This is a genomic window from Caballeronia sp. M1242 (genome assembly GCF_017220215.1).
In the GTDB taxonomy this organism is placed as follows: Bacteria; Pseudomonadota; Gammaproteobacteria; order Burkholderiales; family Burkholderiaceae; genus Caballeronia.
The window spans coordinates 1,582,844-1,596,385 of sequence record NZ_CP071129.1 but is presented as its reverse complement, the minus strand read 5'-3'; the positions used below and the strand labels follow the sequence as shown (position 1 = coordinate 1,596,385).

Below are 13,542 nucleotides of genomic sequence, written 5' to 3'. Positions count from 1 at the left end.
CATCATAGAGAAACTGCAACCGGCGCGTAAGATCGTTTGCTTATGTCTATATTCCCTGCGCGAGCGACTCGACGCATTCGGTGACAAGCGCCGGCCCGCGATAAATCAGCCCCGTGTAGATCTGCACGAGCGATGCGCCCGCCGCGAGCTTCGCGCGCGCATCGGCGCCGGAGAAGATGCCGCCCACGCCGATGATCGGCACTTCCGTGCCCACTTCCGCGCGCAGTTTGCGGATCACCTCGTTCGATGCATCGAACACCGGACGCCCCGACAGGCCGCCCGCTTCGTCGGCGTGCGCCATGCCCGCGACGGCCGCGCGCGACAGCGTCGTGTTGGTGGCGATCACGCCGTCGATGCGATGCGCGAGCAGCGTGCCCGCGATCGACTTGATTTGCTCGTCGTCGAGATCGGGCGCGATCTTCAGCGCGAGCGGCACGAGCTTGCCGTGCAGATCGGACAAACGCTGCTGCTTGTCCTTCAGCGCCCCGAGCAGCGCGTCGAGTTCGCCCGCGCCCTGAAGTTGCCGCAGGTTCTTCGTGTTCGGCGACGAAATGTTGATCGTCACGTAGCTCGCGAACGGGTACACGCGTTCGAGACAGTACAGATAGTCTTCGGCTGCGCGCTCCATCGGCGTATCCGCGTTCTTGCCGATGTTGAGCCCGAGCACGCCGCGATAACGCGCGGCCTGCACGTTCGCGACGAACTGATCGACGCCGCCGTTGTTGAAGCCCATCCGGTTGATGAGCGCGCCGGCTTCCGGCAAACGGAAGATGCGCGGGCGCGGGTTGCCCGGCTGCGCGCGCGGCGTCACGGTGCCCACTTCGATAAAGCCGAAGCCGAGCGCCGCGAGCCCGTCGATGCACGCGCCGTCCTTGTCCAGTCCCGCCGCGAGGCCGACCGGATTCCTGAACGTGAGGCCCATCACGGTGCGCGGCGAATCGGGGCCGCGCTTGCCGAGCACGCCGGCGAGTCCGGTGCGGCCGGCCGCGCGGAGCATGCGCAAGGTCAGGTGATGCGCGTCTTCCGCGTCCATGCGAAAAAGGCGCGAACGCGCGAGCGGGTAGAGAGAACTGAACACGGATGAGCGCCGGCGACGGCAAATTTTTTTAAGACCGCTATTTTAGCGGCTTTGTGACGTGCGCCCGGAGCCGGATGACATGCGCGTGGACGCCGTTATTTCGGCTGGCCCGGCCCTGTGCTGCGGCCCGGCATCGGCAGGGCGCCGGCCGAGTGCGTCGTCGCGGGATCGAGCACGGACCAGCGGCCATCGACGAGCCCTTCCAGCGGCCGGAAATTGGCCTTGTACGCCATCTTTTCGCTCTCGCGTATCCAGTAGCCGAGATACACGTGGGGCAAGTCGAGGCTTCGCGCCTGTTCGATCTGCCACAGGATGTTGAACGTGCCGTAGCTCGTCTTCGGCAGGTCGGGCTCGAAGAACGTGTACACGGACGAAAGCCCGTCACCGAGAATGTCGATCATGCTGATCATGCGCAGCGCGCCGGGCGCATCCGGCGTGTCCGGCGAGGCCGGTTCGCGGAACTCGACGAGCCGCGAGTTGATCCGGCTCTGCAGCAGAAACTGCTCGTACTGATCGCGGCTGTCGCGGTCCATGCCGCCGCCCGCGTGCCGCGCCGACTGATAGCGCATGTAGAGCGCGTAGTGTTCCTCGTCGTAATGCAGGGGCGCCACGCTCGCGATCAAATTGCCGTGCTGCTTCCACACGCGCCGCTGCGCGCGGTTCGGCGCGAAGCGCGCGACGGGCAGGCGCACCGGCACGCAGGCGCGGCAGCCGTCGCAGTACGGGCGATACGTGAAGACGCCCGAGCGCCGGAAGCCCGCCTTGACGAGTTCCGTGTAGACGTCGGAGTTGATCAGGTGGCTGGGCGTCGCGACTTGCGAGCGCGCCACGCGCCCTTCCAGATAACTGCAAGGGTAAGGCGCTGTTGCATAGAATTGCAGCGCGGAAAGCGGTGACAGTGGCAGCTCGTTCGGATGTGTCACTTTGGCGGCTCTCGCAGGCGTCGTCTCTTCATTGCCGCGTGCGCATCGCTGTTGGCGAAGGCGTGCGCGGCGGATCGTGCGTGTCTGAGTACTCGTGTCGCAAACGGTGCGCCCGGCGCGGGTTCAGGATGATCGGGGCGCGGCCGTGCCGGTGAGGTCGATGAGCACGGACTTGTCGAAGCGCCACGGGATCGGCGCTTCGGCGACCGCGCGGCGCAGATGCGCGACGAACGCGCGGCGAGGAATCTCGCGGCCGCCCAGCGACGCCAGATGCGACGTGTTCTGCTGGCAGTCTATCATCTCTATTTTGTGGCGGCGCAAGTGTCCGACAAGTGCCGCGAGCGCGATTTTCGAGGCATCCGTTTCGTGCGCGAACATGGATTCGCCGAAGAACATGCGCCCGAACGACACGCCATACAGCCCGCCCACGCGCACGCCGTCGCGCCACGTTTCGATGCTGTGCGCCTCGCCCGCGCGATGCAGCGACGTATAAGCCTCCACGATATCCGCCGTGATCCAGGTGCCGCGCTGGCCTTCGCGCGGCGTGTCGGCGCAGGCGCGCATCACGGCAGGAAAGTCGTGGTCGACGCGCACTTCCCACGCATCGTCGCGAAGGACGCGCTTCAACGTCTTGCGCAGCGAATGCGACACCTTGAACTCGGCGGGCACGAGCACCATGCGGGGATCGGGGCTCCACCACAGCACGGGCTGTCCGTCCGAATACCACGGGAAGATGCCGCGCCGGTAGGCGTCGACGAGCCGCGAGGGCAGCAGATCGGCGCTCGCGGCGAGCAAGCCCGGCGCGCCGCTCGATGCGCCGAGCGCGCGCTCGACCGGCGGAAACGGATCGTCGTGGGCGAGCCAGGGGACCATGATCGTCCTGCGCCGTTCAACCTTCGCGCAGCGTGCGGAAAATGTCGCCGGTATGCAGCGTGAAGTTGCCGGCGGCGCGGTCGGCGAAGAAAAAGCGCAGCGTCTGGCCGACGGTCGGGAACGCGATCTCGTCCCACGGAATTTCGCTCTCCTCAAAGAGCCGCACTTCCAGACTTTCTTCGCCGGGGTCCAGTTCGATATCGAGCAGCCGCGCGAGATAGAACAGATGCACCTGATGCACGTGCGGCACGTTCAGCAGCGTGAAGAGGCTCTGGATTTCGACGCGCGCGCCGGCTTCTTCCAGCGTTTCGCGGGCGGCGCCTTCGCTCGTCGTCTCTTCCATTTCCATGAAGCCGGCGGGCAGCGTCCAGTAGCCGTAGCGCGGCTCGATCGCGCGGCGGCACAGAAGCACCTTGTCGTCCCACACGGGCACGGTGCCCACGACGTTGCGCGGGTTCTGATAGTGCACGGTGCCGCAGTTGTTGCAGACGAATCGCTCGCGGTTGTCGCCGGGCGGAATGCTCAGGCCGACCTCGTGGCCGCAGACGGAACAGAATTTCATGGAAATGGACGCTGGAAGTGTGCTGCGAGTGTATCACTGGGGCGGGGCAGCTTTCGCGTGCGGCGGCGCGTGTCGGGTGCCGCGCGACGAGTCGCTACAATAGTTGCCGATAGCCTCATTTTTCCATTCCTTCAGCGCGCCGCGCTCCCAGCGAAGCCATGTCCTCTCCGTCAGCCGGTTCCTCTCGTCCTCCGATGCTCGCCACAGCCGATGCCCTCGGTCGTCTGCTCGACGCCGCGCGCCCGGTGACGGACACCGAGCGTATCGACACGCTCGACGCCCTCGGGCGCGTGCTCGCCGCCGACGTGACTTCGCCGCTCGACGTCCCGCCGATGCACACGAGCGCGATGGACGGCTACGCGGTCCGCGCCGCCGATCTCGCCGCCGCCAGCGACGCCGCGCCGGTCGCGCTGCGCGTCTCGCAGCGCATCCCGGCCGGACACACGGCCGAGCCGCTCGCGGCAGGCACGGCGGCGCGCATCTTCACGGGCGCGACGGTGCCGCCGGGCGCGAATGCCGTCGTGATGCAGGAAATGGCGCAGGCGTCCGACGATGGCACCGTTGCGTTCACGCAGCCGCCCGCCGCAGGCGAATGGATCACGCGGCAGGGCGCGGACATCGAGCGCGGCTCGGTCATTCTGCGCGCCGGCACGCGGCTGACGCCGCAGGCGCTCGGTCTCGCGGCGTCGGTCGGCTGCGCGGCGCTGGATGTGACGCGTCGCGTGCGCGTCGCGATTTTCTTCACCGGCGACGAACTGCGCATGCCCGGCGAGCCGCTCGCGCCCGGCGCCATCTACAACTCGAACCGCTTCACGCTGCGCGCGCTGCTCGCGAAGCTCGGCTGCGACGTGACGGACTTCGGCATCGTGGCCGACCGGCTCGACGCCACACGCGACACGCTGCGCCGCGCCGCGCTCGACCACGATCTGATTCTGACCTGCGGCGGCGTTTCCGTCGGCGAGGAAGATCATGTGAAGCCGGCGGTCGAAGCAGAAGGGCGCATCGCGATGTGGCAGATCGCGATGAAGCCGGGCAAGCCGCTCGCGTTCGGCGCGGTCCGGCGCGGCGAAGGCGGGCAGGAGGCGTTCTTCATCGGCTTGCCGGGCAATCCTGTTTCGAGCTTCTGCACGTTCTTGCTGTTCGTGCGGCCGTTCGTGCTGCGCCTCGCGGGCGTTGAGGATGTCGCGCCGCGCGTCTACTCCATGCGCGCCGACTTCACGCAGAAAAAGGGCGATCGGCGCAACGAGTTTCTGCGCGCGCGCGTGAACGACGGCGGCGGCCTCGATCTCTTCCCGAACCAGAGTTCGGCGGTACTGACGTCCACCGTCTGGGGCGACGGCCTCATCGACAATCCGCCGAATCACGCGATCAGCGCGGGCGAGACGGTGCGGTTCATTCCCTTTTCAGAGTTGATGCGGTAAGGAACGAAGTCCCATGAAAGTCGAACTGAGATTTTTTGCGAGCGTGCGCGAGGCGCTGGGCGTCGCGAACGAGACGGTGAGCGTGCCGGATACGGTCGTCAATGTCGGCGACGTGCGCGCGTGGCTGCGCATGCGCGGCGGCGTGTGGGCCGAGACGCTCGCGGAAGGCCGCGCATTGCGCATGGCCTGCAATCACGTGATGACGAACGCCTCGCAGCGCATCACCGATGGCTGCGAAGTCGCGTTTTTCCCGCCGGTCACGGGTGGCTGACATGGGAACGCATGCGAAAGTCCGCGTGCAGGAAGCCGATTTCGACATCAGCGCCGAAGTGGCCGCGCTGCGCGCCGACAATCCGAAGGTCGGCGCGGTCGCGTGCTTCGTCGGCACGGTGCGGGATCTGAACGAAGGCAGCGCCGTCGAGACGATGGAACTGGAGCACTACCCCGGCATGACCGAGAAGTCGCTCGAAGCGATTGCCGATCAGGCGCGCGAACGGTGGCGCGGCTCGGACGTGCTCATCGTGCATCGCGTGGGCAAGCTCAAGCCCCTCGATCAGATCGTGCTCGTCGCGACGACCGCGATGCATCGCGCGGAAGCGTTCGAATCTTGCGCGTTCGTGATGGATTATCTGAAGACGCAGGCGCCGTTCTGGAAGAAGGAAAAGACGGAGCAGGGCGAGCGCTGGGTCGACGCGCGCGAATCCGACGACGCAGCCCTTGCGCGATGGACGCCGCCGCAAGGCTGAGGAGCGGCGTTCGAACTCGTCGACGACGTGGTTTTTGCCTGCCGAACGCGCCGCGCAGTTTAGACGCGCGTCAGTCTTCGTCGGCCGGCTTGCCGACGAACTTCGCCGGGAACGGCTCGCCTGCCGGGCGCTCGGGGAAACGCGGCTCATCGCGGTCGCCGGTGCGCTGGCGCTTGAGCGCCGCGAGCAGGGCTTCCTGCGCCTCGGGAATCCGGTAGTCCCAGCCGAACTTGCTCAACTGGAGGCTTTGCGCGATGCGCAGCGCCGGCTCCATGAACTGCACCGCCGCGCCGGGCTCATAGCGCGCTTCGACGGTGTTCAGAAACAGCGACAGCCAGCGCGCGAAGTGCTGCGGCTCGATGCCCTCCAGCGGCCGATGCGCCTCCTGCACGTTCCCCCGATACTGCTTAGAGCCGAGCACGAGGCTCGACCAGAACGTCGTCATCTTCGCGAGATGCTCGTCCCAACGGCCGGTCAGTTGCCGCGCGAAGATCGGGCCGAGCAGCGGATCGTCGTCCACGCGGCGATAGAACGCCTCGACCAGCGCGCGGATATTCGTTTCCGTGGGCTCGCTCTCGCGGGTGATGGCGTTACTCGTTTCGTCTCGGTTCATGGCTGAAGACTTCATGGCTGCAAACAGTAAGGCTGCAAACAGTAAGGCTGGCGTCCGAGGCCGAATCATCGCGAATCTGGCTGACGCAAAGCACCCAAGTGGCGCAAAATGTTGAGCAGTGCTCTGGCGCGTGACGGTTCTGTCGCGACTGCCGCGAGCGGATATTAGACCCTGTGACGCTCGCGCGGGCGATGGCCCCGGCCGCCGCGCGGATTTGTCCGGCTTCGTTCGCCCGTCAGTCGATTCACGCAACCTCGGCTTTTTTCCACTCCGCCGTCCGACGCACCGAGGCCATGCGACTGACCGACTACACCGATTATGCGCTGCGGGTGCTGCTGTATCTGTCGGTGCGGCCGGCGCGGCTCTCGACCATCCGCGAGATCTCCGACGCCTACGGCATCTCCAAGAATCACCTGATGAAGATCGTCCAGCAACTCGGCGACCTCGGCTGGGTGGAAACCGTGCGCGGACGTCACGGCGGCCTGCGGCTCGCGGCGCGCTCGCGCGGGCTGACCATCGGCGACATCGTCAGGGAAACCGAGAGCGACTTCGCGCTCGTCGGCTGCTTCGGCGCGCAGACCGACGGCCGCCATTGCGCGATTCAGCCGGCTTGCCGCCTGCGCGGCGTGCTGGCGGCGGCGCGCGATGCCTTCCTCGCCGAACTCGACAAGCATACGGTCGGCGAGTTGTCCGAGCCCGCGAGCGAGCTCGCGCGGCTGCTCAGCATCGCGCCCGTCGATGCGCCGTACGCCACTGCGCTCGTCCCGCGCGCCGCTTCGTCCTGACCGACACTTCCGCACGATCACGCGGCACTGAACGAAACCTGCACAGCGCGGTCTTTCGAAAGCGCCGCCGCGCGTTTCGGACGCGGCCAATCCTGCAAAAAACCCCCGGAATGAGCGGTTTGCGCGCTTGAAACCGCCCGAAAGCGCCTCATTTTGGTTGTATTCGAATTGGAGCTCACCAAAAATGAGAATCGACAAACTCACTACCAAATTTCAGGAAGCACTGTCGGACGCGCAAAGTCTGGCTGTCGGCAACGACAACCAGTACATCGAGCCCGTGCATCTGCTTTCCGCGTTGATCGCGCAACGCGACGGCTCCGCGCGCTCGCTGCTTTCGCATGCCGGCGTGCAGGTTCAGGCGTTGCAGGCGGCGCTCAACGAGGCCATCAGCCGCCTGCCGCAAGTTCAGGGCACGGACGGAAACGTTCAAGTGAGCCGCGACCTCGCCGGTCTCTTGAACAACGCCGACAAGGAAGCGCAAAAGCTCAACGACACCTACATCGCGAGCGAAATGTTCCTGCTCGCCGTGGCGGACGACAAGGGCGAAGCGGGACGCATCGCCAAGCAGCACGGGCTCACGCGGCGCGCGCTGGAAGCGGCCATCAATGCCGTGCGCGGCGGCGCGCAGGTGAACAGCCAGGACGCCGAGAGCCAGCGCGAGGCGTTGAAGAAATACACCGTCGATCTGACCGAGCGCGCCCGCGTTGGCAAGCTCGACCCGGTGATCGGCCGCGACGACGAGATCCGCCGCTCGATCCAGATCCTCCAGCGCCGCACGAAGAACAATCCGGTGCTGATCGGCGAGCCGGGCGTCGGCAAGACGGCCATCGTCGAAGGCCTCGCGCAGCGCATCGTCAACGGCGAAGTGCCGGAAACGCTCAAGGGCAAGCGCGTGCTGTCGCTCGACATGGCGGCGCTGCTCGCGGGCGCGAAGTATCGCGGCGAGTTCGAGGAGCGGCTCAAGGCCGTGCTGAACGACATCGCGAAGGACGAAGGCCAGACCATCGTCTTCATCGACGAGATTCACACGATGGTCGGCGCAGGCAAGGCCGAGGGCGCGATGGACGCGGGCAACATGCTGAAGCCGGCGCTCTCGCGCGGCGAGCTGCACTGCATCGGCGCGACCACGCTGGATGAATACCGCAAGTACATCGAAAAGGACGCGGCGCTTGAACGGCGCTTCCAGAAAGTGCTCGTCGATGAACCGTCGGTGGAAGCGACCATTGCGATCCTGCGCGGCTTGCAGGAGAAGTACGAGCTGCACCACGGCGTCGAGATCACCGACCCGGCTATCGTCGCGGCGGCGGAACTGTCGCATCGGTATATCACGGACCGCTTCTTGCCGGACAAGGCCATCGACCTGATCGACGAAGCTGCGTCGCGCATCAAGATGGAAATCGATTCGAAGCCCGAAGAGATGGACAAGCTGGACCGCCGTCTCATTCAGCTGAAGATCGAGCGCGAGGCCGTGAAGAAGGAGAAGGACGAAGCATCGCAGAAGCGCCTGCAACTGATCGAAGAGGAAATCGACCGGCTGAACCGCGAGTACTCCGACCTCGAAGAAATCTGGACCGCTGAGAAGGCGGCGGTGCAGGGCAGCGCGCAACTGAAGGAAGAGATCGAAAAGGTGCGCGCCGACATCGCGCGTTTGCAGCGCGAGGGCAAGCTCGAAAAGGTTGCCGAGTTGCAGTACGGCAAGCTGCCCGAACTGGAAGCGCGTCTGAAGCAGGTCACGCAGGCGGAATCGCAGGAGCAGAACAACCCGACGCGCCCGCGGCTTCTGCGCACGCAGGTCGGCGCGGAGGAAATCGCGGAAGTCGTGTCGCGTTCCACCGGCATTCCGGTGTCGCGCATGATGCAGGGCGAGCGCGAGAAGCTCTTGCAGATCGAAAGCAAGCTGCACGAGCGCGTCGTCGGTCAGGACGAGGCGATCGGCGCGGTCGCGGATGCCATCCGCCGTTCGCGCGCCGGTTTGTCGGACCCGAACCGTCCGTACGGGTCGTTCCTGTTCCTCGGGCCGACGGGCGTCGGCAAGACCGAGCTGTGCAAGGCGCTGGCGGCGTTCCTTTTCGATTCCGAGGATCACCTGATCCGCATCGACATGAGCGAGTTCATGGAGAAGCACAGCGTCGCGCGGCTGATCGGCGCGCCGCCGGGGTACGTCGGCTATGAAGAAGGCGGCTATCTGACCGAAGCCGTGCGCCGCAAGCCTTATAGCGTGATCCTGCTCGATGAAATCGAGAAGGCGCATCCGGACGTGTTCAACGTGCTATTGCAAGTGCTCGACGACGGCCGCATGACGGATGGCCAGGGCCGCACAGTGGACTTCAAGAACACGGTGATAGTGATGACCTCGAACCTCGGTTCCCAGGTGATTCAGGGCATGGTCGGCGAGCCGCAGGAAGCCGTGAAGGACGCGGTCTGGGAAGAAGTGAAGCTGCATTTCCGGCCCGAGTTCCTGAACCGTATCGACGATGTCGTCGTGTTCCACTCGCTGGATCGCGCGAATATCGAGTCCATCGCGAAGATTCAGTTGCAGCGTCTGCACGACCGGCTGGCGAAGCTCGACATGCAGCTGGACGTGTCCGATGCGGCGCTGGAACAGGTCGGCAAGGTGGGCTACGACCCGGTGTTCGGCGCGCGGCCGCTGAAGCGCGCGATTCAGCAGGAGATCGAGAACCCGGTCGCCAAGCTGATTCTCGCCGGGCGGTTCGGACCGAAGGACGTCATTCCGGTCGATGTCCGGGACGGCGAGTTCGTGTTCGATCGCGTGGTGCACTAAAGCGCTGGCTCCTTCGCGAGTCGAAGGAGCCTAGTTACAAAGGCAACCAAGCGATTCGTTGCCTTTTTTATTGCCCGCGACTTTTGAGCGGCATCCGCAGCAAAGCAAAAGCCCCGCGCCGGCGTGAGCCGGGCGCGGGGCGAAGCGTGCGACAGGACGATCGCGCTTATCCCTGCTTCGGCTCTTCGCTCTTGCCGAACAGACCGGCGAGACCGCCGAGCGAGCCGAGCACCCCCGTCAGGTCGAGCTTGCCTTCGGGCGGGACTTCGCCGTTGGGCGTCGCGCGATCGACGATATGCGGCAGCACCGCCGCGAGCATGCCGGAGAGTTGATCGCCCGACACGCCCGCCTTCTGCGCGAGCGCGCCGACGTTGTCCGCGCCGAGCACGTTCGTGAGGACGCCCGGGCTGATCGGCTTGTTTTCGCCGTTGCCGATCCACGACGAGACGATATCGCCCGCGCCGTTCTGATGAAAACGTTCGATCAGCCCCATGATGCCGCCGGGCTGACTGTTGACGAATTCGAGCGCCGCCGCGATCAGGGCGGCCTGGCCGGACTGGCCCGGTTGACCAGGTTGGCCGCCTTGTTGCGACGAATTGCCGAGGGAAGAGGCGAGGATATCGAGTAGGCTCATGGCAGTCTCAGTACTAAAGGTTGCAGATGAATTACAGGCTGGCGGCCGACGCGCTCGCCGCCTTGTCTTTCTTTCGCTTCGATTTCGAGGGCTTCGCGTCGCTGGCTGCCGCGGCAGCGGTGGCGCCCGACTTCTTGACCGAAGCAGCGGTAGAAGCCGAAGCAGCCGCCGGGCCCGATGCCGGGGCGACGGCCGGCGTCTGCGCGGTCGTGGCTGCGGGCGATGTCGCAGCGGTCGCCGCCGCCGATGACTTGATGGTCGAATTCGGCGCGGCCGCGCCGTGAGAAGCCGTCGCGGCGGGCTTCGATGCCTTGCCGGTCGGCGGCAGCGAAGATCCGCCGATGGTCAGGCCGTTCTCTTCCAGCTTGGCGACCGACTTGGCGCCGAGTCCTTTGACGCGGTTGGCGAGATCGTCCGCGTCCTTGAATGGGCCGTTCTTCGTGCGTTCGTCGACGATCGCCTTCGATTTGACGGGCCCGAGGCCCTTGACCGAATCGAGCGCGGCTTGATCGGCGGTATTGACATCGACGGCAGCGAACGCCGCGCCGATGGACAGCGTGAACGCGAGGCACAGCATCAACAGCTTTCTCAGCATGACGACACTCCAGGCAGATTGACGGAACGAAAGAAACGAAGGAAGCGAAGGCCGCACGGTCCGGCAAACGGACGATGCCGTAAAGGATAGGACAAATCCGTGTTTCGAACGCGGGCCGTCTGCATTGTGCATGACGCTGCCCGAAGCGCTCCATCTGCGCACAATCTTTAACGCAGCATGCATGCTGCGGACGCCCGGACCACGCGCAGGGCAAATGAATTACTGAAACGCTTCGTCGTGCCAACGGTGCGCCAGCGCCGGCAGCTATTTCGCGGCAGGCGCGGCAGTCTTCGCGAAGGCGCCGCGCACTTCGAAGTTGACCGAGTCGATCACCTCGCCGCGCGCATCGACGAGTTGGAGCCGATGACGGCCCGGCCACGGCAGCCACGCGGCGCGGGCGTGGCGGCTGAACGGCTTGCCATCGAGCCGCCAGCCGAGCTGGCCGCTGCCGCCCGTGCGCTCAAACCACACGCGCTGGCGCGCGGGCGGAATGTCGGGATCGAGTGCGAAGATGGTGCCGTCGGTCGGCGCGCCGATCCTGGCCGGGCTCGCGTCGGGGCTTGCCACGTCCCGCAAGCGTTCGCGGCGGCGAGCGTGCGCATCATCGGCTTCCGTTCCCGCCGCTGCATTCGCCGTCAGACCGATCTTGTTCATCTCCGTGCCGCGCAGGAACCATTCGTCGCGCGCGGGCTCCACGTCGTTCTGATACGCGACGCGCGTCCTTACGACGCCCGGCGGCGCATCCGGCGCGCGGCTGTTCGCCCGGCGATGCAGATAATTGACGATGGTATTCCACGCCGGGGCCGCACCGGTGACGCCCGAGACGTCCCACATCGGCGCGCCGTCCGCGTTGCCGACCCACACGCCCACCGTATAGCGCGACGTGAAGCCTACCGCCCAGTTATCGCGCATGTCCTTGCTCGTGCCGGTCTTCACCGCGCTGAACGTGCGCGTCGCGAGCACGCTGTCGAAGCCGAACGTGCGCGTGCGGGCGTTGTTGTCCGCGAGGATGTCGGTGACGATAAAGCTCGCCTGCGGACTGAACACGCGCTGGCCGGCAGGCGCGGCAGCGTGGCCCGTGAGATCGAAAAACGGCCGCGCGATGCCGCCGTTCGCGAGCACCCGATACGCGTTGGTCAGCGCAGCCAATGTCACATCGGCGCTGCCGAGCGCGAGGCTGAAGCCGTAGTAGTCGCCGGTGCGCGTGAGCGGCAGGCCGAGCGCCACCAGCGTGCGCGCGAACCGATGCGGCGTGACGAGCACGAGCGCGCGCACGGCCGGCACGTTCAGCGACGAGCCGAGCGCCGTTCTCACGCTGAGCCAGCCTTTGAAGTCGTGATCGTAGTTCTGCGGGATGTAGAGGCCGCCGCCCGTGGCGAGATCGAGCGGCGCGTCGTCGAGCAAGGTCGCGGCAGTCAGGCGCTTTTCGTCGATCGCTTGCGCATAGAGAAAAGGCTTGAGCGTCGAGCCGGCCTGACGCGCGGCGAGCACGGCATCGACCTCCGGCGCATTCGACAAACCGCCCGCCGATCCGACCCATGCCAGCACGTCGCCCGACGCGTTGTCGATGACGATCGCCGCCGCGTCGTGCACGTTGCGCGGATGCGCGCGGGCGTTCAGCTCGGCGAGCGTGCGCGAGAGCGTGTCGCGCGTGAAGCGTTGCAGGCGCGCGTCGAGCGTCGAGCGCACGCGGTCGCCCGCCGCCGGATGCGCTTCGCCGGCGATGCGCCGAGCCACGTGCGGCGCGAGCGCGTCGTCGCCGGAAGCGAGCGCCGGCGCGGCGGCGCTGCGCGTGAGCGTCAGTTGCGCGTAGCTGTCGAGATTGGCGCACGCGTCCGCGTCACGCGAAGGGCCCGGCGCGCGCAAGCCGTTCATGTCGCGCAGAATCACGCAGGCGCGCGCGGCGACCTTCGTGTACGACGCATTCGGCGCGCGCACGAGCGCCGCGGCCAGCGCGGCTTCGCGTTCGTCCAGGCCGGAGGGTGCCTTGCCGAAAAGCGTCTGCGAAAGCGCCGACAGCCCGACGATCTCGCCCCGGAACGGCACGAGGTTCAGATACGCCTCGAGGATCTGATCCTTGCGCCACGTGCGTTCGAGCCACAGCGCGCCGACCGTCTGCTGCGCCTTCTCGCCGATACTGCGCCGTCCGGCGGGCTTGCGGCCTTCATCGCCGATCAGGCCGGTCAACTGCATGGTGACGGTCGATGCGCCGCGCGTGCGCGTATTCCACAGATTCGCCCAGGCGGCGGCCGCCGCGCCGCGCCAGTCGACGCCCGCGTGCTCGTAGAATCGTTTGTCCTCCGAAACGACGATGGCTTCGCGCAAGGCCGGCGATACGTCTGCCAGCGCGACCCAGTCGCCGCGCCGCGCGCTCGCGTCGATGCGCGTGCGTTGCAGTGTTTCGCCGTTGCGGTCGAGCAGCAGCCAGTCGGAACTGCGCCAGTTCGCGCGCACGTCGCTGAAGCTGGGCGCGGCGTGCGGCGCCGCGCTCAGCAGGCATGCGACCACTAAACAGGCGGCGCGTCTCATC

The 13,542-nt window shown here is 66.4% G+C and carries 13 protein-coding genes; 5 read left to right on the top strand and 8 right to left on the bottom strand.

The window, feature by feature from the left end; genetic code table 11:
* Positions 1–46: 46 nt before the first annotated feature.
* The 4 genes from JYK05_RS07370 to JYK05_RS07355 all read right to left on the bottom strand — a co-directional run bounded on the left by JYK05_RS07370 (position 47) and on the right by JYK05_RS07355 (position 3,436).
* Positions 47–1,078 carry a quinone-dependent dihydroorotate dehydrogenase gene (locus JYK05_RS07370; protein WP_175940473.1) on the bottom strand — a complete coding sequence of 344 codons (1,032 nt, stop codon included), beginning with the start codon at positions 1,076–1,078 and terminating at the stop codon, positions 47–49.
* A gap of 95 nt (positions 1,079–1,173) precedes the next feature.
* Positions 1,174–2,001 (bottom strand): arginyltransferase, encoded by an 828-nt coding sequence (locus JYK05_RS07365; RefSeq protein ID WP_206466523.1) that lies wholly within the window; start codon positions 1,999–2,001, stop codon positions 1,174–1,176.
* Positions 2,002–2,124: 123 nt separating this feature from the next.
* Positions 2,125–2,874, bottom strand: coding sequence for a leucyl/phenylalanyl-tRNA--protein transferase (aat, locus tag JYK05_RS07360; protein WP_175940471.1), 750 nt, complete (start codon positions 2,872–2,874; stop codon positions 2,125–2,127).
* 16 nt (positions 2,875–2,890) lie between these two features.
* Positions 2,891–3,436 (bottom strand): NUDIX hydrolase, encoded by a 546-nt coding sequence (locus JYK05_RS07355; protein WP_175940470.1) that lies wholly within the window; start codon positions 3,434–3,436, stop codon positions 2,891–2,893.
* A 194-nt stretch (positions 3,437–3,630) separates the two neighbouring features.
* Here JYK05_RS07355 and glp point away from each other — a divergent pair, with 194 nt between their 5' ends.
* Genes glp through moaE form a run of 3 tightly spaced genes read left to right on the top strand, consistent with a single transcriptional unit; the run spans position 3,631 to position 5,603 of the window.
* Positions 3,631–4,857 (top strand): gephyrin-like molybdotransferase Glp, encoded by a 1,227-nt coding sequence (glp, locus tag JYK05_RS07350; RefSeq protein WP_371826371.1) that lies wholly within the window; start codon positions 3,631–3,633, stop codon positions 4,855–4,857.
* Positions 4,858–4,870: 13 nt separating this feature from the next.
* The gene (gene moaD, locus JYK05_RS07345) at positions 4,871–5,128 is read left to right on the top strand and encodes a molybdopterin converting factor subunit 1 (RefSeq protein ID WP_035970519.1); all 258 of its coding nucleotides are present in this window, start codon (positions 4,871–4,873) and stop codon (positions 5,126–5,128) included.
* Position 5,129: 1 nt separating this feature from the next.
* Positions 5,130–5,603 carry a molybdopterin synthase catalytic subunit MoaE gene (gene moaE / locus JYK05_RS07340; RefSeq protein ID WP_175940468.1) on the top strand — a complete coding sequence of 158 codons (474 nt, stop codon included), beginning with the start codon at positions 5,130–5,132 and terminating at the stop codon, positions 5,601–5,603.
* 70 nt (positions 5,604–5,673) lie between these two features.
* On the opposite strand, the gene JYK05_RS07335 is transcribed toward moaE, so the two are convergent.
* On the bottom strand, positions 5,674–6,216 hold the full coding sequence (locus JYK05_RS07335) for a group III truncated hemoglobin (RefSeq protein WP_175940467.1): 543 nt from the start codon (positions 6,214–6,216) through the stop codon (positions 5,674–5,676).
* A 293-nt stretch (positions 6,217–6,509) separates the two neighbouring features.
* On the opposite strand from JYK05_RS07335, the gene JYK05_RS07330 reads away from it, so the two are divergent.
* On the top strand, positions 6,510–7,001 hold the full coding sequence (locus tag JYK05_RS07330) for an Rrf2 family transcriptional regulator (protein ID WP_206466522.1): 492 nt from the start codon (positions 6,510–6,512) through the stop codon (positions 6,999–7,001).
* A gap of 184 nt (positions 7,002–7,185) precedes the next feature.
* Complete coding sequence (gene clpB / locus JYK05_RS07325; protein ID WP_206466521.1) at positions 7,186–9,783, top strand: ATP-dependent chaperone ClpB; 2,598 nt, start codon at positions 7,186–7,188, stop codon at positions 9,781–9,783.
* Between the two features lie 166 nt (positions 9,784–9,949).
* On the opposite strand, the gene JYK05_RS07320 is transcribed toward clpB, so the two are convergent.
* From JYK05_RS07320 to pbpC, 3 genes are all read right to left on the bottom strand, one after another.
* Positions 9,950–10,534, bottom strand: a complete 585-nt coding sequence (locus tag JYK05_RS07320; protein ID WP_371826419.1) for a YidB family protein — start codon at positions 10,532–10,534, stop codon at positions 9,950–9,952.
* Positions 10,449–11,012 (bottom strand): helix-hairpin-helix domain-containing protein, encoded by a 564-nt coding sequence (locus JYK05_RS07315; protein WP_206466519.1) that lies wholly within the window; start codon positions 11,010–11,012, stop codon positions 10,449–10,451. Before JYK05_RS07315 ends, JYK05_RS07320 begins: the two co-directional genes overlap by 86 nt.
* A 264-nt stretch (positions 11,013–11,276) precedes the next feature.
* The gene (pbpC, locus tag JYK05_RS07310; protein WP_206466518.1) at positions 11,277–13,541 is read right to left on the bottom strand and encodes a penicillin-binding protein 1C; all 2,265 of its coding nucleotides are present in this window, start codon (positions 13,539–13,541) and stop codon (positions 11,277–11,279) included.
* Between the last annotated feature and the right edge of the window lies 1 nt (position 13,542).

What these genes read in the sequence shown, in the direction of transcription:
- JYK05_RS07330 (WP_206466522.1), top strand. Translation starts at nt 6,510, where the DNA reads ATGCGACTGACCGACTACACCGATTATGCGCTGCGGGTGCTGCTGTAT.
- aat (WP_175940471.1), bottom strand. Translation starts at nt 2,874, where the DNA reads ATGGTCCCCTGGCTCGCCCACGACGATCCGTTTCCGCCGGTCGAGCGC.
- pbpC (WP_206466518.1), bottom strand. Translation starts at nt 13,541, where the DNA reads ATGAGACGCGCCGCCTGTTTAGTGGTCGCATGCCTGCTGAGCGCGGCG.
- JYK05_RS07355 (WP_175940470.1), bottom strand. Translation starts at nt 3,436, where the DNA reads ATGAAATTCTGTTCCGTCTGCGGCCACGAGGTCGGCCTGAGCATTCCG.
- JYK05_RS07335 (WP_175940467.1), bottom strand. Translation starts at nt 6,216, where the DNA reads ATGAACCGAGACGAAACGAGTAACGCCATCACCCGCGAGAGCGAGCCC.
- glp (WP_371826371.1), top strand. Translation starts at nt 3,631, where the DNA reads ATGCTCGCCACAGCCGATGCCCTCGGTCGTCTGCTCGACGCCGCGCGC.
- clpB (WP_206466521.1), top strand. Translation starts at nt 7,186, where the DNA reads ATGAGAATCGACAAACTCACTACCAAATTTCAGGAAGCACTGTCGGAC.
- moaD (WP_035970519.1), top strand. Translation starts at nt 4,871, where the DNA reads ATGAAAGTCGAACTGAGATTTTTTGCGAGCGTGCGCGAGGCGCTGGGC.
- moaE (WP_175940468.1), top strand. Translation starts at nt 5,130, where the DNA reads ATGGGAACGCATGCGAAAGTCCGCGTGCAGGAAGCCGATTTCGACATC.
- JYK05_RS07315 (WP_206466519.1), bottom strand. Translation starts at nt 11,012, where the DNA reads ATGCTGAGAAAGCTGTTGATGCTGTGCCTCGCGTTCACGCTGTCCATC.